Raw genomic sequence first — 18,708 nt, 5'->3', positions numbered from 1 at the left:
GATCTTTGCGAAGTCGCAAGCAAACAAGGGAAAGTTTGTTTCAGGTCAAAGAAGACATGGGGGACCGGTCGTAGCTTCTCCTTCGACAGGACGGCGATCCACTCCGCCCTTTGTTCCGAAGGACAAGATCATGACTGACAAATTTCAGATAAGCAGACGTTCGATCCTGGCGGGGGCAGCGATCGTCGGGGCGGTGGCGCCTATCGTCCAGGCGTCGTTCGCCCATGCCGAAGAAGCGCCTCCGGCCAAGATGAAGCCAACCGATCTTTCGGCTTTACGCCGCGTCAAGGTCGACCTCGTCAAGCCGCCCTTTGTCCATGCCCATACCCAGAAGGCGGACGGTCCTCCGAAGATCGTCGAATTCACCCTGACGATCCAGGAAAAGAAGCTGGTGATCGACAAGGAAGGTACGGAAATCAATGCCATGACCTTCGACGGCTCGGTTCCGGGCCCGATGATGGTCGTGCACCAGGGCGACTACGTCGAACTGACGCTGATCAATCCCGATACCAACGAACTGCAGCATAACATCGATTTCCATTCGGCCACCGGCGCGCTGGGCGGCGGCGCACTGACCATCGTCAACCCGGGCGAGAAAGCAGTCCTGCGCTTCAAGGCCACGAAAGCCGGCGTCTTCGTCTACCATTGCGCACCTCCCGGCATGGTTCCATGGCATGTCACCTCGGGCATGAACGGCGCGATCATGGTGCTGCCGCGCGAAGGCCTGACGGATGGCCACGGCAAGGAACTGGTCTACGACAAGGTCTACTATGTCGGCGAACAGGACTTCTACGTGCCGCGCGACGAGGCCGGTAACTTCAAGAAATACGCCAGTGTCGGCGATGCCTATGAAGACACGCTGAAGGTCATGCGGACGCTGACACCGAGCCACATCGTGTTCAACGGTGCGGTCGGCGCCCTGACCGGTGAAAACGCACTGACGGCCGCCGTCGGCGAGAAGGTGCTGATCGTCCACTCGCAGGCCAACCGCGACACTCGCCCCCACCTCATCGGCGGACATGGCGACTATGTCTGGCAGACCGGCAAGTTCAACAACGTTCCCGACCGCGATCAGGAAACCTGGTTCATCCCGGGCGGCACGGCCGGTGCAGCGTTCTACACCTTCGAGCAGCCGGGCATCTACGCCTATGTGAACCACAACCTCATCGAAGCCTTCGAGCTCGGTGCAGCCGCGCACTTCAAGGTTACCGGCGAATGGAACGACGATCTGATGACATCGATCGTCGCTCCGACCGGAAGCTGATGACGCGCGGCGGGGCAGGGTGATCCTTGCCCCGCCGGCTACTTCAACAGGCCCGCCTCACTCGAGGATGCGGTTTCGCCGGGAGGCGAACATGCCGTGGACAAAACCAAGTCTCTCCCTCTTTCACACCGCGCTTCCGATCACCCTGATCGCTGCCCTGTCGGCAGGCATCTTTCAGCAGGCCGGTTTTTTCGATGTGTCGGCACCGCAGAGCGCGGCCTACGAACCGAAAAGCGTCGTGGTGCCGCCGCGGACATATAAATACCGGAGCGACGGCGAGTTCGTGAAGGGCACGGCGGCAGTCGATCCGCCGATGAAGACGGTGATCGCTTCGGAAGGCCTCACCATTACGAAATACCAGATCACGGCATCCGAATATGCCGCCTGCGTCCTTGATGGCGCGTGCGCGGCGGCCGATGCGACACCTACCGGGAGCGCGAATGTGCCGGTCACCGGCGTCAGTTTCGATGATGCGACGGACTATGCCCGCTGGCTTTCGAGAAAGACCGGCGAATACTGGACGCTTCCGTCCGACCAGCAACTCGCGCAGGCCGCGGGCAAGCTTTTTCCCGACGATGCGCTGGGGCTTGATCCCGACAGCAAGAACCCGGCCCTTCGCTGGCTAGCGGATTACGAGCGCGAGGCACGCGAGCGGTCGAAGCGTGACCCGGTTCCCCGACCGATCGGAAGCTTCGGCGAAAACGAATACGGGCTTGCCGATTTCGGCGGGAACGTCTGGGAATGGACCTCGACCTGTCATCGGCGGGTGCATCTCTACGAGAACGGATCTGTCCGCAATGCGGAGCCTATATGCGGAGTCTATGTCACCGTGGCGGGTCATCGCTCTCCGGTCAGCGCCTTCATCCGCGATCCTAAAGGCGGCGGATGCTCGGTCGGAACTCCTCCCGACAATCTAGGCTTCCGCCTTGTGAAGTCCACAAAATGGTATGCGCCGTTCCTGGTGAAGTTCCGCGAAAAAGGCTGGATTGCGTAAATCCCCAGGTGCGGCATTCCCATGCCTTCGATCTGATCGCGAGCCGTGTTATGGTCGCGCTCAAATCATCGGAGCGCATTGCCTTGAAGATCGACAAAAGCCTCGTCCGGACTTTCCCGCTGTTCGAGAAAATGGATGACGCCGACACGGAAGCCCTTCTGGGGCATTCGACCTCGCGTCGAGTGCCGATCGGCGATGCTGTTTTCGAGCAGGGTGCGGCCGCGACGCATTTTTTCCTTCTTCTGCACGGCAGGCTGAAGGTCACGCAGGTGACGGAAGACGGTCAACAGATTATCGTCCGGGTCGTTCATCCCGGCGACCTCTTCGGCTTCGCCAAGGCGCTGATGCGCAGCGACTACCCCGGCACGGCAACGGCGGTCGCCGAAAGCATAGCGCTGTCATGGCCGACAGAACTCTGGCCTCAGTTCGTAGACAAGAATCCTCGCTTGGCTGTGACAGCCATGCAGACGATCGGGCAGCGCCTGGAGGAGGCTCACGCCCGCATCCGGGAAATGTCCACACAGGAAGTCGAGCGGCGTGTTGCGCATGCGGTGCTGCGGCTAGCCAAGCATGCCGGCAGGAAGGAAGGAGCTGCCGTACGCATCGACTTTCCGATTTCCCGCCAGGACATCGCCGAAATGACCGGCACGACACTTCACACGGTCTCCAGGATCATGAGCGCATGGGAGGCCAAGGGGCTTGTGGAGGGTGGCCGCCAGAAGCTGACGGTCAAGGATATCGATGGGCTTTCAGCGCTGGCCGAGACCGTAAAAGGATAGTCAGCCGCAAATCATCACATGTTTGCGATTTGTCAAAGAACGAGTCTGCCCCTGAGATAAGGTGCCTATCAACAGAGGCACGAGGTCTCTTGAACAGGAGTAGACGATGAAAAAGACTTTCGCATCCCTTATTGGCGCCGCCGTTCTTGCCGCAGCTTTCGGAACCGTTGCCGCGGCAGCGGACTTCGAAGTCCAGATGCTCAACAAGGGCAAGGACGGCGCGATGGTGTTCGAGCCGAGCTCGCTCAAGATCGCCAAGGGTGACACCGTGACCTTCGTTCCGACGGACAAGTCCCACAATGCCGAAACCATCGATGGGCTCATTCCGGATGGCGCCACTGCCTTCAAGGGCAAGATGAATGAAAGCGTGAAGATCACCTTCGACGTTGAAGGCGCTTATGCCGTGAAATGCGCGCCGCATGTGGGCATGGGGATGATCGGTCTCATCGTCGTCGGCGACGCTCCGAAGAATCTTGATGCGATCAAGGCAGCGAAGCTGCCGAAGAAGGCTCGTGAACGCCTCGACGCGGACATCGCTGCTGCCGGCGTCTAAGCCGACCGTTCCTATCGGCGGCCGCCGCTTACCCTCTCCCGGCTGCCGCCGATTTTTCCAAGATGCCCGGACCGATCAGCCGTGTCATGCTTTCAGAGCATGACACGGCTGATCGGTCCGGGCATTTTTCTTTAACGAATTCCCACTCAAATTCATTGCATGCTTCCGCCATCCGTCAGGCGATCCCTTTTGGGGCGCAATCTGCGGCTCGGGTCTATTCCCAGGTGACCGGCTCGCCCAATCGCTCGACTTCCGACAGAAGAAAAGCCGCGACTTCGCCGGCTGCTCCGATCGATAGAACCTCTGCGGCCGCTGCCCGCATATTGCGCTCGCGCCAATGACGATCCACATGGGATACCGGCTCTGCCTGCAACGGAGCCGGGCGCACTTCCCGGGTCGCGCGCGCGATGCTCATGCTTCCATCATCTCCGGGCGCCACATGGGTTCATAGGTGAGGGTGACATCGACATTGCGGACGCCAGGCACGCAAGCCAGACAGGCTTTCACTGCCTCGGTGAGGAAACCAGCCGCGGGGCAGCCCTTCGTCGTCGTGGTCATGATGATGCTGACGTTTCCTTCGAAATCGATTTCGACAAGATAGATCAGCCCCATTTCCACGATGCTGCGGCCGATCTCGGGGTCGATGATCGTGGACAGCTGTTGCCTTGCTTTCTCCGTGATGTCCTGCTGCTCAAGCGGATCAAGCATTGCTGCCCCCCGAGCCGACGCGGATCATGATCCGGTAGGCGGTGCCGGCCTGATCGTAGTTGCCGACCCACTGATGGCCCCGGCGGGTAAGCTCGGGAAAGAGGAAGAGCGGCTCGCGGGAAAGTACGGCGAATATTACCTTGCCGGGTTCAAGCCCTTCCGCCTCTGCAAGGATCTGCTGCATCGGTTCGGGGGGCGGCAGGTCGGAGAGATCCAGCTGCACCGAAGGCTCGGGCCAAAGTGCCGGCGAAATCGCGTTGTCGGAGACGGCCACCGTCTCTTCCATTCTGGGGGTGAAGCGCACCTCGAAGTGGCCGCCCTCCAGCTCGAACACCTCGTGGTCGAAGCCTTTGGAATCCATCACCCTAAAGAGCGGTTGCGGCCGGAAGGGTGCCAGGAGTCTAAGTCCCTGGCCTTCCTGCAGCGTGGCAACCGCTTTCATGATCTCTTCGAATGGTTCGCCGCCGTCCCGCAGGATCGGTCTGACGTCAAGTTCTTTGAATTCCGTGGTCATTGTGAACTTCCCTTGAAGCTGGGTAGGAACAGTCGCGGGTGTATGGCGCCTTTGGGCAGCCTGACCGCCTGTGGGACAATGGCAAGGCGACGAGCCTGGGCAAATTCGAAGGCCAGCGCGCAGACGGCCGCCAACTGGGCTAGAGCCAACCATCTGAACATGGCCGGTGTATCGGCGATCAGCGCAACTGTGGCCGCGACGGTGGCGCCGAAGTAGAGCAGGAACCATGTGGATGAGCGCCGTTCGTTGACCAGTTCCTGGACCCGCGGCACAGCGGCCCGACCGAGAACTGGTCCGTAGCATTCGAGCCAGGTCATGAAGGCAACGATCTTGTAGAGCTGTCCCAGCCCGAGGCCCGTCAGCCAGCCGAACACGAATAGATAGGCGGCCGGACGTGCCAGATCTATGGGAAGATCGCTCATGGTCGACGCTCCAAACAAGGCGAAACAGGCAATCAGCATCGCGACTGCTGCCAGGCTCGCAAGCACGTTCATCTCCGCGGATTTGCGTTTTCGTTCCCGGAAGATGAGATGGACATCTAGGCCATAAATCAGGACGGCAATCCCTCCGAAGGCGGTCGCGACGTAGATTGTTGCAGTCGGGCTTGTTCCGGCGCCCGCCAGGACGGTGCCAAAGGCGACCATCGCTAACCCGACGGCCATCAGCCATCCGACTGCTCGGCTCGTCATCCGAGGTCTTTCCGGTGAGAGCAGGAACATGGTGAGAAGTCTATAACTGACGCCGATCGCCGTAATCGTCATCCAGCCGACAAGCCCGAGATAAGCGTGCGACGGAGCCGCCTCGAGCAGAAGGCCGACCAAATACTGGTTGGCCGTGAGGCCGGAGAGGGGCAGGGTCAGGAGCAGTCCGCTGGCGGCCACCCCAACAAGCGCCGCGCAGCCAAGGGCGACAAATTTGGCGGGCAGAGGCATGGGACGGGCTGTGGCGAGCGTCCTTGTCACCATCCAGAGAAGTCCTGCAAATGCAAGCGCCAGAACGGCGCCTCCGAGCGGCAGCACCCAACTCCAGAGCGGCAGAATACCGGCAAGCCCCAGGAAACCTGCCAGCAAAAGTCCAAGGCCGGTGATCGTCAGAAGCAGAACCGGCAGGCTGAGGTGCGGCATTTCCAGTGGCCGCGAAACGAGCACCGGCACGAACTGGAGGAGCGAACCGGCAAACAGGAGGCCCAGCCAGCCGATGGCAAGAAGGTGGATAACCACCAGGGACTCCGGCGCCTCGATGGCGGTCGAGGGATAACCGAAGCCCGAGGCAGTCAGGATCAGCCCGGCGACCAGACAGGACAATGCGGCAGCGAAATACGACATTGTCCAACGGGATAAGGTGGCACCGGGCATGACCTTCTCTTTCAGTGACCGCAGCAGCAGTCGCAACCGGAACTCTCGGCGCGCTGGATCTCGACGCGCCAGACCGCCGGGCCCTGCTCGAGATACTGCCAGTCGAACTGTTCCGGGTAACGGCTCTCGATCTGATAATGCAGCGGCCGCGGATCGTGATCGCTGGTCACATGCATGATGCCGCCCGGAGCGAGCGAGGTGAGCACGCCGAAGATCTTCGGATGACGCTCGGCAGGCGCTAGAGTTCTGACATCGATGGAGGGTATCTGCGTATCCGGCATATTTGTCCTTGCCTTTCAGAATGACGAGGCGGCCTGGCGATCCCGGGCCACTTTCCATGCCTTAGCAGCGGCGTCGCCCGAGAAATTTGTGGCTGAGCAAACATTTCATCGAAACGGAAGGCAGTCCTTGATTTCGCACAAAGATGAAACGCGCCTTGGCGGTTAAAGCCTTTTCAAGACTGAATTGAACGAGGTATCCGATATGTCCGAAGCCATCATCGAAAAATATGGCGATGCGCGATTGCCGCGTTACACGAGCTACCCGACAGCGCCGAATTTTTCGAGCGACTTCGACCCTGCCGATTATCACGATTGGCTGAAGGCCTTGCCGGACGGGCGCGCCACGTCCCTTTATCTTCACATCCCCTTCTGTCGGTCCATGTGCTGGTATTGCGGCTGTCACACCACGATCACCGAGCGGGACAGGCCGATCCTGGACTATCTGGAGGTGCTCCACCGGGAGGTCGAGCTGCTGGCCGCGGTCAGGGGCGACAGCTTTCATGTGGGTGAAATCCATTTTGGCGGCGGCACGCCGACCATCATCAAGCCGGAAGAGTTCGTGCAGTTGATGGAGGCCCTCCGGGATCGTCTCGGTTTTGCCGCGGGCGTTAACACCGCCGTTGAGATCGATCCCCGGACGTTGACCGGCGAAATGGCGGATGCACTGGGCGCCTCGGGCGTCACCCGCGCAAGCCTCGGCGTCCAGAGCTTCGATCCCAAGGTGCAAAAGGCCATCAACCGGATACAGAGCGTCGAAACGACGATGACGGCGGTGGAGCGGCTTCGCGCAAACGGCATCCAGGCGATCAACTTCGACCTCATCTATGGCCTGCCATATCAGACGGTTCAATCCTGCGTCGAAACCGTCGAGGCAGCCATCCAGCTGCGTCCCGATCGTCTCGCGGTCTTCGGGTATGCCCATATTCCGACATTCAAGAAGCACCAGAGACTTATCGACGAGGCAACGCTTCCGGATGTCCGCGAACGCGCACTGCAGGCGGAAGCGATCGCTGCGACCTTGATCAGTGCCGGATATGAGCGGATCGGCCTCGATCACTTTGCCCTGCCGGCCGACGACCTGACGCTCGCGCAGCGGGAAGGCCGTCTTCACAGGAACTTCCAGGGGTATACCACCGACGCCTGCGAAGCGCTGATCGGCCTCGGTGCATCTTCGATCGGCAAGCTGCCGCAGGGCTATGTCCAGAACGAGGTGCCGCCAGGCGTCTATGCTTCCCGGGTAGCGGGCGGCGAGCTGCCTACCTCGAAGGGCTATCGGCTGACAGCGGAGGACCGCCTGCGGGCCGAAATCATCGAGCGCGTGATGTGCGACTTTTCCGTCGATGTCGCCGCACTTGCAGCAGCTCACGGATTTGACTCCGCCGCTCTGCTGACCGGCAACGAGCGGCTTGATGCGCTTCAGCGGGACAATCTCATCACGGTTGAAGGCGGCGCCATCAAGGTCTCGGACGAGCATCGGTTCATCGTCCGCGCCGTGGCATCCGCGTTCGACGCCTATCTCAACAAGACAGGCCGCACCTTCAGCAAAGCGGCCTGAGCAGCACAACGCTGTCGCCGGCGGCTTAAGTACTACAGATAGAAAGGAAAATGCGGCAGGGGACTGCCGCATTTTCTCTTCCTGGCTGCCCTCGTTATGCGGTCAGACCCCGATAGATGGCGGGCAGGGCGGCGGGGAGCCTGGCGATGTCTCCCACCATGGCGTATCCATTTCGACCGAACATGGTCGGGAGGTAGGATTTCGCTTCCTTGTCCACCGTTACCGCAAACACATTGACCCCCAGACGGCGCGCTTCCTGAACTGCCTTGCGGCTGTCTTCGAGCGCAAACCGGCCTTCGTAGTGGTCGATGTCGTTCGGCTTGCCGTCGGTCAGCACGAGCAGCAGGCGGGTCCGATTGGGACGTTTCGTTAGTTCTGAAGTGGCATGCCGAACGGCGGTGCCCAGACGGGTGTAATAACCGGGCTTGAGGGCGGCGATCCGGTCTTCGACGAGAGGCGATGTCCGCTCGTCGAATCCTTTCACCGTTTCCATTTTGACCCACGAGCGCCGCCGCGACGTGAATGTCACTATGGAGTGATCCGTGCCGCAGGCCGACAACCCCTGGGAAAGCACCATCAGCGCCTCCTTCTCGACGTCGAGCACCCGCCTGTTGTCGATCCATGCATCTGTGGAGAGCGAGACGTCCACCAGGATGCTGACGGCCAGATCCGGCGTCCGGGGCTGCGTGGTGAGATGGATCCGGTCCGTTCCCTGGCCGCCGGCCACAAGATCGGTCCGGCAGCGGACGACGGCGTCGAGATCGAGCTCGACACCGTCGAGCTGCGCCTTGAGGAGCTCGTGACGCGGCCGTAGCAGCTCGAACTGTTTGCGTACCTTCCTGATCAGCGCCTTGGTGTCCTGGCTGATCTCGGCATGCTCGCCCATAGCGGAGGCGGGAACGGCAAGTACACGGCAGTGGTTCTTGAGGTAGGTACCCTTGCGATAATCCCATTCGGGATAGCTCAGGTCCGACGCAATCTCCGCCAGATCGACCATTTCCGGAGGGAGGTCCAGATCGAAGCGGAAGCGCGAGGAGGGGCGTTCGCGGCGCCGGCCGAGGATCATTTCGTCAAGATCTTCGGCGGCTTTGCCGTTTTCCTCCGGCGAGTCGTCGGTCGGACGGTCGACATTGACCATTTCCGCTATCGAAAGGATTTTTTCGAAGCGATTCAGTATGAACGGGCTTCTCTCGGACCTTTTATCGTCGTCACGTTCGCGTTCGGCGGCAAAGCGTTTTTTCCCGCCGCCACCTTGCGGGTCATCGAGAGCCAGGTCGGAATCCGGTGCGGACGATCCGCTTTCCTGCTGCGGAAAGAATTCCGGCCAGAGGGGAACGTCCATCATCGGCTGATAGCCGGGCGGCGCATGGTGCGGGAAAATCGCCTTCGGCGTATCGTCCGGCAAGCCTGCACCAGTGCGGAGCATGCGGATGATCCTGCTTTCCAGAAGTTGTTCGACAGCGGGAAGCGATCCGCGCCGACGCTCCGCAAGCGTTGCTTCGCATAGCTTTCGATAAACAGGCCGGAGACCGGGGAAGGCGACCAGCGTTCTGTCCACATTGGCAGCCGAAAGATGCAACCTCTCCAGATCCTTGACGAGAGGATCGCCGGAGGTGGGAAGGGTATCGGGCAGCATGGCAATTGAGGCGGTGAGCCAGATGAACAGGTCCCGGTTCAGGCCGCTGTCCGGAAAGAAATCGATCGCCTCCGGCAGCATCGCTCGCGCGAAATCCCTGCCGGAGCGGGCGATCCGTTCTTCCCCGAGGCCAACCAGCTGGCGAAGCTTGAGGCGATGCTTGGAGGTGCGCTGATGGGCTGCGACGAGCTGGACGGCGTGATCGCCGCCAAAGCCGCGAAAGCAGGAGGCGAGGACCGTCTTGACCTCGTCCAGAGGAACCGCGTGCTCGGGATAGCGCGGCATGCTCCGTGTCCGGCCGACCAGCCGATGCCAGGCCTTGCCGACAGTTTCTTCCAGCTCGAGGAAGTCCAACATGGCCGATATCCTTTAAGCGACGACGGCTTTCGCCAGTTCGAATAGCGCGGCGCGGACATCCGCATCGTCGGTTAGCGGTTCGATCAAGGCGGCCCGGATCGCGTCACGCGGCGGCAGACCGCTTTCGATCAGAGAGGCGCAATAGATCAGCAGACGGGTAGAAACGCCTTCCTCGAGGTCGTGCCCCTTGAGGGCGCGCAGACGGTGGGCGAGTGCCACCAGCGGAGCGACGCGACGCTCTTCGAGGCCGCTTTCGGCGGCAACGATGGCAATCTCCTGTTCCTTCGGCAGGAAGTCGAATTCGATCGCGACGAAACGCTGTTTTGTCGACGGCTTCAAAGTCTTGAGGATGTTCTGGTAGCCGGGGTTGTAGGAGACGACCAGCATGAATTCGGCCGGGGCTTCCAGCACTTCGGCGGTCCTTTCGAGCGGCAGAATGCGCCGGTCGTCCGTCAGCGGATGGATGACGACGGCAACGTCCTTGCGGGCTTCGACGATCTCGTCGAGATAGCAGATGCCGCCTTCGCGGACCGCGCGTGTCAGAGGACCGTCGACCCAGACGGTATCGCCACCCTTGAGGAGGAACCGGCCGGTCAAATCGGCAGCCGCCAGGTCGTCATGGCAGGAGACGGTCGCAAGCGGCAGGCCAAGACGCTTTGCCATGTGGCTGACGAAGCGGGTCTTGCCACAGCCGGTCGGACCTTTCAGAAGCAACGGGAGCTGCCGCTTCCAGGCAGTTTCGAACAGTTCGCATTCGTTGCCGGCTGGGACATAAAGAGGCGCCGCTTCGGCACTTGCGGTCTTGATCTGGGGGATCGCGTTCATCGGAGTGTCCTTGATCTTTTAGGGGGATGAGCGGCTCCACCACGAGGATGGAGCCGCATCGCATCATTCGGCAGGCTGGATGGCTGCACGACCGGCAGGCTGGCGTTCCCGACCAGGAACGAAGAGCGCCCACAGGAACATCAGCGCGGAGAGGAGCACGAAGACACCCGAACCCAGGCGGATCCAGTAGAACATCGCCAGCTGGTCCTGCACGTCCATGTAGCCTTCACCCAGAACGCGCTGCAGATGAACTTGGAGGACACCCGCGAAGGTCAGTGCGAAGGTCATGACCGACATCGCCGTGCACATCATCCAGAAGCTGACCATCGAAAGCATCTGGTTATACGGGGCGCGGCCACGGATTTCCGGTATGGCATAGGCCATGACAGCGAGGTTCAGCATCACATAGGCGCCGAAGAAGGCGAGGTGGCCATGGGCCGCGGTGACCTGTGTTCCGTGCGTGTAGTAGTTGACGGAAGAGAGCGTGTGCAGGAAGCCCCAGACGCCGGCTCCGAAGAAGGCCATCACCGAGCAGCCGATCGACCACAGGAGGGCTGCGCGGTTCGGATGCTTGCGGCCAGCCTTCCAGGTCATCACGAAGGTGAAGATCACCATGGTGAAGAAGGGGGCGACTTCCAGCGTCGAGAAGAGCGAGCCGATCCACTGCCAGTAGCCCGGAGCGCCGATCCAGTAGAAGTGATGGCCGGTGCCGAGAATGCCAGAGAATAGGGCAAGGCCGACGATGACATAGAGCCACTTCTCGACGACTTCGCGGTCGATGCCGTTCAGCTTGATCATCAGGAAGGCAAGTACGGACGCCATGATGAGTTCCCAGACGCCTTCCACCCACAGGTGAACGACATACCACCAGTACATCTTGTCGAGTGCCAGGTTGGCGGGGTTGTAGAAGGCGAACAGGAAGAAGATCGCAACGCCCCACAGGCCGAAGATCAGGATGTTCGTGACGACGGTCTTGCGCCCCTTCAATACCGTCATGGTGATATTGAACAGGAACATCAGGCAGACGACGACGATGCCGACCTTGATGATGAAGGGCTGCTCCAGGAATTCGCGGCCCTCGTGGATCTTGAAGAGGTATCCAACGACGGCGACTGCCGCCGCGCCCAAGAAGATCCAGAACTGGGCGATGGCGAGTTTCGGGCTATAGAGCTCCGTCTCGGCCTCTTCCGGCAGGAGATAGAAGGTGGCGCCCATGAAGCCGATGAGCAGCCAGACGATCAGCGCATTGGTGTGCACCATGCGTACGACGTTGAACGGAAGAAGTTCGGAGAGCGTATTCGGCAGGACGTAGATGGTGCCTGCAAGTACGCCGAACAGAACCTGGGCGACGAAGAGGCCGAGCGCGCCGTAGAAATACAGCATCGCGACCTTCTGGGTTTGATATTTCATGATGATTTCCTTCCCCTGAGATCAACCGGCGTCATTCGGCGGCCAGTTCTGGGTCTTGATCTTGCTGGTCCATTCGAGGAAGTCCGCCAGATCGTCGAGTTCCTGTTCGGTCAGATTGAATTGCGGCATCTGTCGTCTGCCTTCGATTCCCGTCGGCTGGGCGGCCATCCAGGCCTTCAGCGTGGAGCGGGCGGTTTCCGGGTCGGTATCTCCGCCCCAGCGCTTCCAGACGTTGCCGACTTCCGGCGCGAAATAAGCGCCTTCGCCGAGCAGCGTGTGGCAGTTGATACAGGAGTTCCTCTCCCAGACGTGTTTGCCGCGCGCGACCCCATCGGTCAGCGTGGTCTCGTCGGTGGAAGTGGTGCGCATGTAGTAGTGGCTGTGGGCGGTAAGGCCCAGGAAGATTGCGAAGAAGAACGCGGAGCCGCCATAAAAGACGTTGCGTGCCCCGGTCTTTGTGAGGCGTTCTGACATCCTCATGTCCCCTATGTACGGAAGCCTTTCGGCAAATGCAGGGGCTGCGTCGCCAAGTGCGGACGTGGACCCCGTGCAGCTTCTATGCGGGGATTCCGGGAAGGGTTCTTTGCGTTTTACCAAACAAAAGACAGTCCCGCCGGATCGGGTATGGAAACAGGCCATGCGGGCGGGACCAAGGGGTCTGCGGCAGAATTGTCGGAAAATTGGAGCAGGGTAACGGTGCGTCCGAACCGGCTGGCGCGACGCATTGGCGACGGCAATCGGACCACTCCGCGCCGACCAGGGCTGTAACGGTGGCTAATTGGTAGGGACGGATTGATATCCCGGTCGTGGAGGGGAAGGGGCAGCAGCGCCCTTTGTGCGTCGGCCGTCAATGCCAGACGGCAGGAGCAAGAGCTTTTGCGAGCCCCGCGGCGGCAAAGAAGGTCGGCCAGATCACCAGCGCCCGGGCAAGATTGGGCCGGGTGCCGCGAAGGCTCATGAAATCGAGCACGATGAGGCGGACCTTGGCGATGGTGAAAACAAGGATGATTGTAAGCGCCACGATCGGAATCGCCTGATGTTTCCATTGCGCTGCAATCAACGCAGCGACGACACCCAGCATGATGATCCAGTTGGCGCTGCTGAAGAGTTTCGAGCTGTTCATTGCGGTGCTCCTAGGTCAGGTAGATCATGGGGAACATCACCAGCCAGACGATATCGATGACATGCCATATGGTGGTCAGGATGACGATCGTCGAACGTTCCAGCCGGATCGACGCGAACACGAAAAGGAGCGCCACGAAGGCCACATGGGCGAGGTGAAAGCCGGTGATGAGGAAATAGAGTTCGAAGAATGTCTGCAGATTCGGATCGCTCGCAGCGCCCCATTCGAAGCTGTACTCTACGCCCTTCAGCGCCACGAAGAGGATACCCAGAGCCGCGGCCAAAAGCAGGAATAAACGCTGCAGCTGGGGTTTGTCCTGATATCGGACTGCCAAAGCGGCCTGCCAGCTGCTTGCCAAAAGCACGATCGTATTGAACCCCGCGAGGCGGGGAGCGAGATGCAGCTTGGTGAGCCCAAAGCTTTCCGGATGCAATATCGACATCACCAGATAGCCAAGCAGCAGGAAGCCGAAAGCCGCCAGTTCGCCCCAGACCAGTACCCAAAGAAGAAGGTCGCCACCTTCATCCGACTCCTCGGTCGTCGGAATTGCCGCCATTCGCATGTCTCCGATGTTCTGCAGGCCGGAAAATGAAGGCAATTCCGCCGCCGTTCTTTGTCATTTCGCAAAGAAACGGCAGATCGACCGCCTAGAATGGGGTCAAAACCAAGGATCTGTCATGTCTGACGCACAGCTCGGCCTTCTGCTCGCCGCTCCCATCATCATCATATTCGCCATCGCCTTGAAGCGGATGGGCGTCCTCCAGGGCTATAGCTCATTCGCCGCCGTCGTGTTCTCCGTGGCGATAGCGGGCGTTCTGTTCTGGCAGCAATAGCCGTTCGGCATGGCGCAGCTCGCCGGCTTTGGCATTGCCCCAGCAGTCAGGCCCGGTTGCCGAGCTTCTCGTCCATAAGGGCCGGGTTCGACTTCCTCATCCGACCTCCTATATCGAGTCTCATCCAGACTGGGATGATGACACAGGAACGGAGGAAGATATGACAATGACTTCACAAGACGTCATCGCCGTACTTGGGCCCGTTGACCGGGCGCTGATTGCCGAGATTGTTGCAACCGGCGCCGAGGCTGGGGAGCTCGCCGAAGCATGGGCCTGGGTCAACAGCGACGAAGCGCTGATTGGCGAGGGTCGTCGTCTTCCGAAGGGAAGGGTTGCTGAACTCGTCGATCTTCTCTCGGCGGAAGACGAGGACTGGGAGGAATAGCTCCTGAAGCTGTTCGGAAAAGACTATCTTCCGGATCGTTAGGCAGACGTCAGTTGATGGTGAACTCTCCGTCGATCTGTTTCCATTCGTGCGGTCCGATCAGGCGTTTGTGGGTAAAGCGGATGGAATGCAGCGGACCGTCGAGATTGTCCTGCCAGAAATCCAGAAACCGGTGCATTTCCGGGAAATCGGGGGCGATGTCGTAGTCCTGCCAGACATAGGTCTGCAGCACGGATTCGAAATCCGGGATGCGATAGAGGATATGAGCAGTCGTCAGGCCGTAACCCTTGAGCTGATATTCCAAATCAGACGAAAAACGCATGCTTTGCTCCATTGCAATATTTGACGAGCCGCCTCGCGGGAAGCGGCTGATCATTGCAACGCGAGTGGGCGAATTGTTGTTCCTTTTTAGACCTTTAGCAGCCAGTGATCGAGAGTGCTAATTTTTTCGCAGACGGCCCTTGAAACTGCAATTTGCGCTAACCAAATCGATTTCGCCGATTGCTCGAAGAAGAGGATCGGCGCTCGTCCAGACCGGTCATCCGGTCCGGTGGGGAGCTTGATCATCATTGTTTGTCCAGGAGGAAAACATGGCGTTCCGACCGCTTCATGATCGCATTCTCGTTCGCCGCGTGGAGTCTGAAGAAAAGACCAAAGGCGGCATTATCATTCCCGACACCGCTAAGGAAAAGCCGCACGAAGGCGAAGTGATCGCCGTTGGTCCCGGCGCGCGCAACGACCAGGGGCAGCTTCAGCCACTCGACGTAAAGGTGGGTGACCGCATCCTGTTCGGCAAATGGTCCGGCACCGAGATCAAGATCAACGGCGAGGACCTTCTGATCATGAAGGAAAGCGATGTCATGGGCATCATCGAAGCCCAGGCCGAGCAGAGACAGGCTGCCTGAAGCGCTTTGTCCATCAGTCAATGTAGCTGCCTAATTGAGGAGTGAAAAAATGGCTGCAAAAGAAGTCAAATTCCATACCGATGCCCGTGAGCGGATGTTGCGCGGCGTCGATGTTCTCGCCAATGCGGTCAAGGTGACGCTCGGCCCGAAAGGGCGCAATGTCGTCATCGACAAGTCCTTCGGTGCGCCGCGCATTACCAAGGACGGCGTCTCCGTCGCCAAGGAAATTGAACTGGAGGACAAGTTCGAGAATATGGGTGCGCAGATGCTGCGCGAGGTGGCATCGAAGACCAACGACCTTGCCGGCGACGGCACCACGACCGCAACGGTTCTCGCCCAGGCCATCGTCAAAGAAGGTGCCAAGGCGGTTGCGTCCGGCATGAACCCGATGGATCTGAAGCGCGGCATCGACCTTGCTGTCGACGCTGTCGTGAAAGAATTGAAGGCCAACGCCCGCAAAATCTCCAACAATTCGGAAATCGCCCAGGTCGGCACTATTTCCGCCAACGGCGACACCGAAATCGGCCGCTATCTCGCAGAAGCGATGGATAAAGTCGGCAATGAGGGCGTGATCACGGTTGAAGAAGCCAAGACCGCCGAGACCGAACTCGAAGTGGTCGAAGGCATGCAGTTCGACCGAGGTTATCTCTCGCCCTATTTCGTGACCAACCAGGACAAGATGCGGGTCGAACTCGAAGACCCCTATATTCTGATCCACGAAAAGAAGCTCTCCAACCTGCAGTCGATGCTGCCGGTTCTCGAAGCCGTCGTGCAGTCCGGCAAGCCGCTTCTCATTATTGCCGAAGACGTGGAAGGTGAGGCGCTGGCAACGCTCGTTGTCAACAAGCTGCGCGGTGGCCTCAAGGTCGCGGCCGTCAAGGCCCCGGGCTTCGGCGACCGTCGCAAGGCCATGCTCGAAGACATCGCCATCCTCACGGGCGGCACTGTCATCTCTGAAGACCTCGGCATCAAGCTCGAGAATGTTACCCTCAACATGCTCGGCCGCTCCAAGAAGGTCTCGATCGAAAAGGAGAACACGACTATCATCGATGGTGCCGGCTCCAAGGCTGAAATCGACGGCCGGACGGCCCAGATCCGCGCGCAGATCGAGGAAACCACTTCGGATTACGACCGCGAGAAGCTCCAGGAGCGCCTCGCCAAGCTCGCCGGCGGCGTTGCGGTTATCCGCGTCGGCGGTTCGACCGAAGTCGAAGTGAAGGAAAAGAAGGACCGCGTTGACGACGCTCTGCATGCCACCCGGGCGGCCGTCGAGGAAGGTATCCTTCCGGGCGGTGGCGTCGCACTGCTGCGCGCTATCAAGACCTTGGACAATGTTCAGACCTCCAACGCAGATCAGCGCGTCGGGGTCGATATCGTCCGTCGTGCGATCGAGGCTCCGGTCCGCCAGATCGCCGAAAATGCCGGCGCCGAAGGGTCGATCATCGTCGGCAAGCTGCGGGAGAACTCCGAATTCTCCTACGGCTGGAACGCGCAGACGAACGAATTCGGCGATCTCTATTCCATGGGCGTGATCGATCCCGCCAAGGTCGTTCGAGCCGCCCTCCAGGATGCCGCGTCCGTTGCCGGTCTTCTGGTGACGACCGAAGCCATGATCGCCGAAAAGCCCAAAAAGGAAGCCGCTGCGCCAGCAATGCCGGCTGGTGGAATGGACTTCTAACCGCCGCGAAATCCGGCCCGCCTCTAACGCAGAGACGGGCCTTTTCTATGCCGCTTAGCTGGCGGCGATCCTCCGCTATAGTCCTTCCTCTCCGCCTCCATCAGGAACATCGCTCCGCCTGAAGGGTTGGAAGCGCATGGCGGCATAGGCCGCGATCAGGGATGGAGAGATTTCGATGGAGAACAAGCGCCCGAAAGCGAACACACCGGCGAACCCGGATGCTGTGCCTGAAGGCACGCCCAACGCAGCGGAAAACATCTGTCGGCGATGCTCCGGCACCGGTAGGATAGCAGCAGGGCAGTGCCCGGAATGCGGCGGAACAGGGAAAGTTCTTACTGCGGTCGGAGGCGCGGGTTGATCCCACCGCCGATCATGCATCGGGACCTGGCACTTCCTCAGGCGTCGTCAGAAGCCGCTTTTGCCTTTTTCGACCAGCTCGACCCCGTGTCGCCGGAGGCGCTTGTCGGGTTATGGCGCGGACAATCGCTTCCGACGGGGCACCGGCTGGATGGAGTTCTGGACAATCTGGGCTGGTATGGAAAGCGTTTCAACGCCGACTTGCGTGCCGACCCGTTGCTGTTTGCGAGTGGTCATCGAAGACTGGCGCCGCTCGACCCCGGAGCGCTTCCTATGAGGCTCGTTCTTCAACTCGCTGCGCATTTCGGCCGCACACGGATGGCCCGTAACGGGTTTACCCACCTGCAACGAGCACTGCGGGCGCGAGGCCCTGTCGCGTCTTTGAAGTCTCTGCATTACAGAGGCAAGACAAGTGCGGCAATGGTTTATGATCGACAGCCGATTGTTGATCATCTTCGCGGGATCGACGACGATCGACTGATGGGGGTGATGGAAATACAGGGCAATGGTGGCGGGTATTTCTTTCTTCTCACCCGCGCCTCCGCTTGGCTCGGTCCTCAAGATTCATAGCTGCAATGCCAAACCGCAGAAAATCAGGAGCTTCAACAACGGAGGAACTTGGGGGTTTAACATTAATAGTTAATATCAAGTGATATTGCGGGTTTTAATACCTATGATAGAAGTATTTCTGCCCGATTCTGGGTAGAGGGGATATTCATTTGACTAAGTTTATCTACGCCGCCGCGGGAGCTTTCGTGGCCATTTTCGTTTCGGCTGGTGCATCCAGCGCCGAGGATCTGATTTTCACGCTGACGAACAAGACGAAGGGTACACTGGAGCGCTTCTATACGTCGCCGGTTGGCGTCGGAGATTGGGAAGAGGATGTGTTCGGTGAGGACGTGCTCGGACCAGGCGAGAGCATAAAAGTGACCATCGGCGACGGCCGCGATGTCTGCAAGTATGACATGCGCTTCGAGTTCACCGAAGACTCCGGCTTCGAAGATCTTGAGGATACTCAGGACCTCTGCGCGATGGGCTCCTATACCATTCACCAATAAGTCTCTGTTGGTCTTCGTCGAGCCCCGTCAGGAATGGCGGGGTTTTTGCACGTCTTGGATATGGTGCTGCGCCCTTTGTCGTTATGCTTTTCGGCGAAGGACGGAAAAATTAGCGATCCGGCTGGATTCGGAACTCGT

Annotated in this window: 23 protein-coding genes; 11 read left to right on the top strand and 12 right to left on the bottom strand. The window is 59.9% G+C overall.

Annotated features, from left to right (window positions below; genetic code table 11):
- The first annotated feature begins 130 nt into the window (after positions 1-130).
- From nirK to EDE09_RS03650, 4 genes are all read left to right on the top strand, one after another.
- Complete coding sequence (nirK, locus tag EDE09_RS03665) at positions 131-1,264, top strand: copper-containing nitrite reductase (RefSeq protein WP_132408947.1); 1,134 nt, start codon at positions 131-133, stop codon at positions 1,262-1,264.
- Positions 1,265-1,355: 91 nt separating this feature from the next.
- Entirely contained in the window at positions 1,356-2,258 is a 903-nt protein-coding gene (locus tag EDE09_RS03660) for an SUMF1/EgtB/PvdO family nonheme iron enzyme (protein WP_132408945.1), read from the top strand.
- Positions 2,259-2,341: 83 nt separating this feature from the next.
- A complete protein-coding gene (locus EDE09_RS03655) occupies positions 2,342-3,037 on the top strand; it encodes a Crp/Fnr family transcriptional regulator (protein WP_105370359.1) in 696 nt (231 codons plus the stop codon).
- Between the two features lie 106 nt (positions 3,038-3,143).
- Positions 3,144-3,590 (top strand): pseudoazurin, encoded by a 447-nt coding sequence (locus tag EDE09_RS03650; RefSeq protein WP_105370209.1) that lies wholly within the window; start codon positions 3,144-3,146, stop codon positions 3,588-3,590.
- 214 nt (positions 3,591-3,804) lie between these two features.
- Here the strand turns inward: EDE09_RS03650 and EDE09_RS03645 are convergent, their stop codons facing one another.
- From EDE09_RS03645 to EDE09_RS03625, 5 genes are read right to left on the bottom strand one after another with little or no spacing between them, the layout of a single operon-like run.
- Entirely contained in the window at positions 3,805-4,005 is a 201-nt protein-coding gene (locus tag EDE09_RS03645) for a hypothetical protein (protein ID WP_112801167.1), read from the bottom strand.
- Positions 4,002-4,298: a metal-sulfur cluster assembly factor gene (locus EDE09_RS03640; RefSeq protein WP_112801169.1), complete on the bottom strand. Its 297-nt coding sequence runs from the start codon at positions 4,296-4,298 to the stop codon at positions 4,002-4,004. Before EDE09_RS03640 ends, EDE09_RS03645 begins: the two co-directional genes overlap by 4 nt.
- Positions 4,291-4,812, bottom strand: a complete 522-nt coding sequence (locus EDE09_RS03635) for a DUF2249 domain-containing protein (protein ID WP_105370206.1) — start codon at positions 4,810-4,812, stop codon at positions 4,291-4,293. Before EDE09_RS03635 ends, EDE09_RS03640 begins: the two co-directional genes overlap by 8 nt.
- Positions 4,809-6,167: a hypothetical protein gene (locus EDE09_RS03630; RefSeq protein WP_112801171.1), complete on the bottom strand. Its 1,359-nt coding sequence runs from the start codon at positions 6,165-6,167 to the stop codon at positions 4,809-4,811. The genes EDE09_RS03635 and EDE09_RS03630 overlap by 4 nt, the downstream gene beginning before the upstream one ends.
- An 11-nt stretch (positions 6,168-6,178) precedes the next feature.
- A complete protein-coding gene (locus EDE09_RS03625) occupies positions 6,179-6,448 on the bottom strand; it encodes a DUF2249 domain-containing protein (protein ID WP_112801173.1) in 270 nt (89 codons plus the stop codon).
- Between the two features lie 202 nt (positions 6,449-6,650).
- Here EDE09_RS03625 and hemN point away from each other — a divergent pair, with 202 nt between their 5' ends.
- Positions 6,651-8,003: an oxygen-independent coproporphyrinogen III oxidase gene (hemN, locus tag EDE09_RS03620; protein WP_112801306.1), complete on the top strand. Its 1,353-nt coding sequence runs from the start codon at positions 6,651-6,653 to the stop codon at positions 8,001-8,003.
- Between the two features lie 94 nt (positions 8,004-8,097).
- Here hemN and EDE09_RS03615 read toward each other — a convergent pair whose 3' ends face one another.
- The 6 genes from EDE09_RS03615 to EDE09_RS03590 form a co-directional block, all read right to left on the bottom strand.
- Entirely contained in the window at positions 8,098-9,996 is a 1,899-nt protein-coding gene (locus EDE09_RS03615) for a VWA domain-containing protein (protein WP_112801175.1), read from the bottom strand.
- A gap of 12 nt (positions 9,997-10,008) precedes the next feature.
- Entirely contained in the window at positions 10,009-10,821 is an 813-nt protein-coding gene (locus tag EDE09_RS03610; protein WP_112801177.1) for a CbbQ/NirQ/NorQ/GpvN family protein, read from the bottom strand.
- Positions 10,822-10,884: 63 nt separating this feature from the next.
- Positions 10,885-12,231: a nitric-oxide reductase large subunit gene (locus EDE09_RS03605; RefSeq protein ID WP_112801179.1), complete on the bottom strand. Its 1,347-nt coding sequence runs from the start codon at positions 12,229-12,231 to the stop codon at positions 10,885-10,887.
- Positions 12,232-12,252: 21 nt separating this feature from the next.
- Complete coding sequence (locus EDE09_RS03600) at positions 12,253-12,705, bottom strand: cytochrome c (RefSeq protein ID WP_105370199.1); 453 nt, start codon at positions 12,703-12,705, stop codon at positions 12,253-12,255.
- 373 nt (positions 12,706-13,078) lie between these two features.
- Positions 13,079-13,354 (bottom strand): cytochrome C oxidase subunit IV family protein, encoded by a 276-nt coding sequence (locus EDE09_RS03595; RefSeq protein WP_105370198.1) that lies wholly within the window; start codon positions 13,352-13,354, stop codon positions 13,079-13,081.
- Between the two features lie 10 nt (positions 13,355-13,364).
- Complete coding sequence (locus tag EDE09_RS03590) at positions 13,365-13,910, bottom strand: cytochrome c oxidase subunit 3 (protein WP_112801309.1); 546 nt, start codon at positions 13,908-13,910, stop codon at positions 13,365-13,367.
- Between the two features lie 121 nt (positions 13,911-14,031).
- Between EDE09_RS03590 and EDE09_RS28055 the strand changes: the two genes are divergently transcribed.
- Together EDE09_RS28055 and EDE09_RS03585 are read left to right on the top strand one after the other, a co-directional pair.
- On the top strand, positions 14,032-14,187 hold the full coding sequence (locus EDE09_RS28055) for a hypothetical protein (protein ID WP_165924109.1): 156 nt from the start codon (positions 14,032-14,034) through the stop codon (positions 14,185-14,187).
- A gap of 160 nt (positions 14,188-14,347) precedes the next feature.
- Positions 14,348-14,572 carry a hypothetical protein gene (locus EDE09_RS03585; protein WP_105370195.1) on the top strand — a complete coding sequence of 75 codons (225 nt, stop codon included), beginning with the start codon at positions 14,348-14,350 and terminating at the stop codon, positions 14,570-14,572.
- Between the two features lie 49 nt (positions 14,573-14,621).
- Here the strand turns inward: EDE09_RS03585 and EDE09_RS03580 are convergent, their stop codons facing one another.
- Positions 14,622-14,894, bottom strand: coding sequence for an aspartate-semialdehyde dehydrogenase (locus tag EDE09_RS03580; RefSeq protein WP_105370358.1), 273 nt, complete (start codon positions 14,892-14,894; stop codon positions 14,622-14,624).
- A 268-nt stretch (positions 14,895-15,162) separates the two neighbouring features.
- Between EDE09_RS03580 and groES the strand changes: the two genes are divergently transcribed.
- The 4 genes from groES (at position 15,163) to EDE09_RS03555 (ending at position 18,570) form a co-directional block, all read left to right on the top strand.
- The gene (gene groES, locus EDE09_RS03575; protein WP_132408943.1) at positions 15,163-15,477 is read left to right on the top strand and encodes a co-chaperone GroES; all 315 of its coding nucleotides are present in this window, start codon (positions 15,163-15,165) and stop codon (positions 15,475-15,477) included.
- 49 nt (positions 15,478-15,526) lie between these two features.
- Positions 15,527-17,155: a chaperonin GroEL gene (gene groL, locus EDE09_RS03570; RefSeq protein ID WP_105370193.1), complete on the top strand. Its 1,629-nt coding sequence runs from the start codon at positions 15,527-15,529 to the stop codon at positions 17,153-17,155.
- 354 nt (positions 17,156-17,509) lie between these two features.
- The gene (locus EDE09_RS03560) at positions 17,510-18,082 is read left to right on the top strand and encodes a GXWXG domain-containing protein (protein WP_245422720.1); all 573 of its coding nucleotides are present in this window, start codon (positions 17,510-17,512) and stop codon (positions 18,080-18,082) included.
- Positions 18,083-18,231: 149 nt separating this feature from the next.
- The gene (locus EDE09_RS03555) at positions 18,232-18,570 is read left to right on the top strand and encodes a hypothetical protein (RefSeq protein WP_105370190.1); all 339 of its coding nucleotides are present in this window, start codon (positions 18,232-18,234) and stop codon (positions 18,568-18,570) included.
- The last annotated feature ends 138 nt before the right edge of the window (positions 18,571-18,708 follow it).

It is taken from the genome of Neorhizobium sp. S3-V5DH (genome assembly GCF_004343065.1).
Taxonomy (GTDB): Bacteria; Pseudomonadota; Alphaproteobacteria; order Rhizobiales; family Rhizobiaceae; genus Neorhizobium; species Neorhizobium huautlense.
This window is presented reverse-complemented; position numbering and strand designations above follow the sequence as displayed.

Excerpts from the sequence above, each read along its gene's own strand:
- EDE09_RS03625 (WP_112801173.1), bottom strand. The coding sequence starts at position 6,448 with ATGCCGGATACGCAGATACCCTCCATCGATGTCAGAACTCTAGCGCCT.
- EDE09_RS03645 (WP_112801167.1), bottom strand. The coding sequence starts at position 4,005 with ATGAGCATCGCGCGCGCGACCCGGGAAGTGCGCCCGGCTCCGTTGCAG.
- EDE09_RS03590 (WP_112801309.1), bottom strand. The coding sequence starts at position 13,910 with ATGGCGGCAATTCCGACGACCGAGGAGTCGGATGAAGGTGGCGACCTT.
- EDE09_RS03635 (WP_105370206.1), bottom strand. The coding sequence starts at position 4,812 with ATGACCACGGAATTCAAAGAACTTGACGTCAGACCGATCCTGCGGGAC.
- EDE09_RS03610 (WP_112801177.1), bottom strand. The coding sequence starts at position 10,821 with ATGAACGCGATCCCCCAGATCAAGACCGCAAGTGCCGAAGCGGCGCCT.
- EDE09_RS03595 (WP_105370198.1), bottom strand. The coding sequence starts at position 13,354 with ATGAACAGCTCGAAACTCTTCAGCAGCGCCAACTGGATCATCATGCTG.
- EDE09_RS03600 (WP_105370199.1), bottom strand. The coding sequence starts at position 12,705 with ATGTCAGAACGCCTCACAAAGACCGGGGCACGCAACGTCTTTTATGGC.
- EDE09_RS03585 (WP_105370195.1), top strand. The coding sequence starts at position 14,348 with ATGACAATGACTTCACAAGACGTCATCGCCGTACTTGGGCCCGTTGAC.
- EDE09_RS03630 (WP_112801171.1), bottom strand. The coding sequence starts at position 6,167 with ATGCCCGGTGCCACCTTATCCCGTTGGACAATGTCGTATTTCGCTGCC.
- EDE09_RS28055 (WP_165924109.1), top strand. The coding sequence starts at position 14,032 with ATGTCTGACGCACAGCTCGGCCTTCTGCTCGCCGCTCCCATCATCATC.
- hemN (WP_112801306.1), top strand. The coding sequence starts at position 6,651 with ATGTCCGAAGCCATCATCGAAAAATATGGCGATGCGCGATTGCCGCGT.
- nirK (WP_132408947.1), top strand. The coding sequence starts at position 131 with ATGACTGACAAATTTCAGATAAGCAGACGTTCGATCCTGGCGGGGGCA.
- groES (WP_132408943.1), top strand. The coding sequence starts at position 15,163 with ATGGCGTTCCGACCGCTTCATGATCGCATTCTCGTTCGCCGCGTGGAG.
- EDE09_RS03580 (WP_105370358.1), bottom strand. The coding sequence starts at position 14,894 with ATGCGTTTTTCGTCTGATTTGGAATATCAGCTCAAGGGTTACGGCCTG.
- EDE09_RS03605 (WP_112801179.1), bottom strand. The coding sequence starts at position 12,231 with ATGAAATATCAAACCCAGAAGGTCGCGATGCTGTATTTCTACGGCGCG.
- EDE09_RS03615 (WP_112801175.1), bottom strand. The coding sequence starts at position 9,996 with ATGTTGGACTTCCTCGAGCTGGAAGAAACTGTCGGCAAGGCCTGGCAT.
- EDE09_RS03660 (WP_132408945.1), top strand. The coding sequence starts at position 1,356 with ATGCCGTGGACAAAACCAAGTCTCTCCCTCTTTCACACCGCGCTTCCG.
- EDE09_RS03650 (WP_105370209.1), top strand. The coding sequence starts at position 3,144 with ATGAAAAAGACTTTCGCATCCCTTATTGGCGCCGCCGTTCTTGCCGCA.
- EDE09_RS03640 (WP_112801169.1), bottom strand. The coding sequence starts at position 4,298 with ATGCTTGATCCGCTTGAGCAGCAGGACATCACGGAGAAAGCAAGGCAA.
- groL (WP_105370193.1), top strand. The coding sequence starts at position 15,527 with ATGGCTGCAAAAGAAGTCAAATTCCATACCGATGCCCGTGAGCGGATG.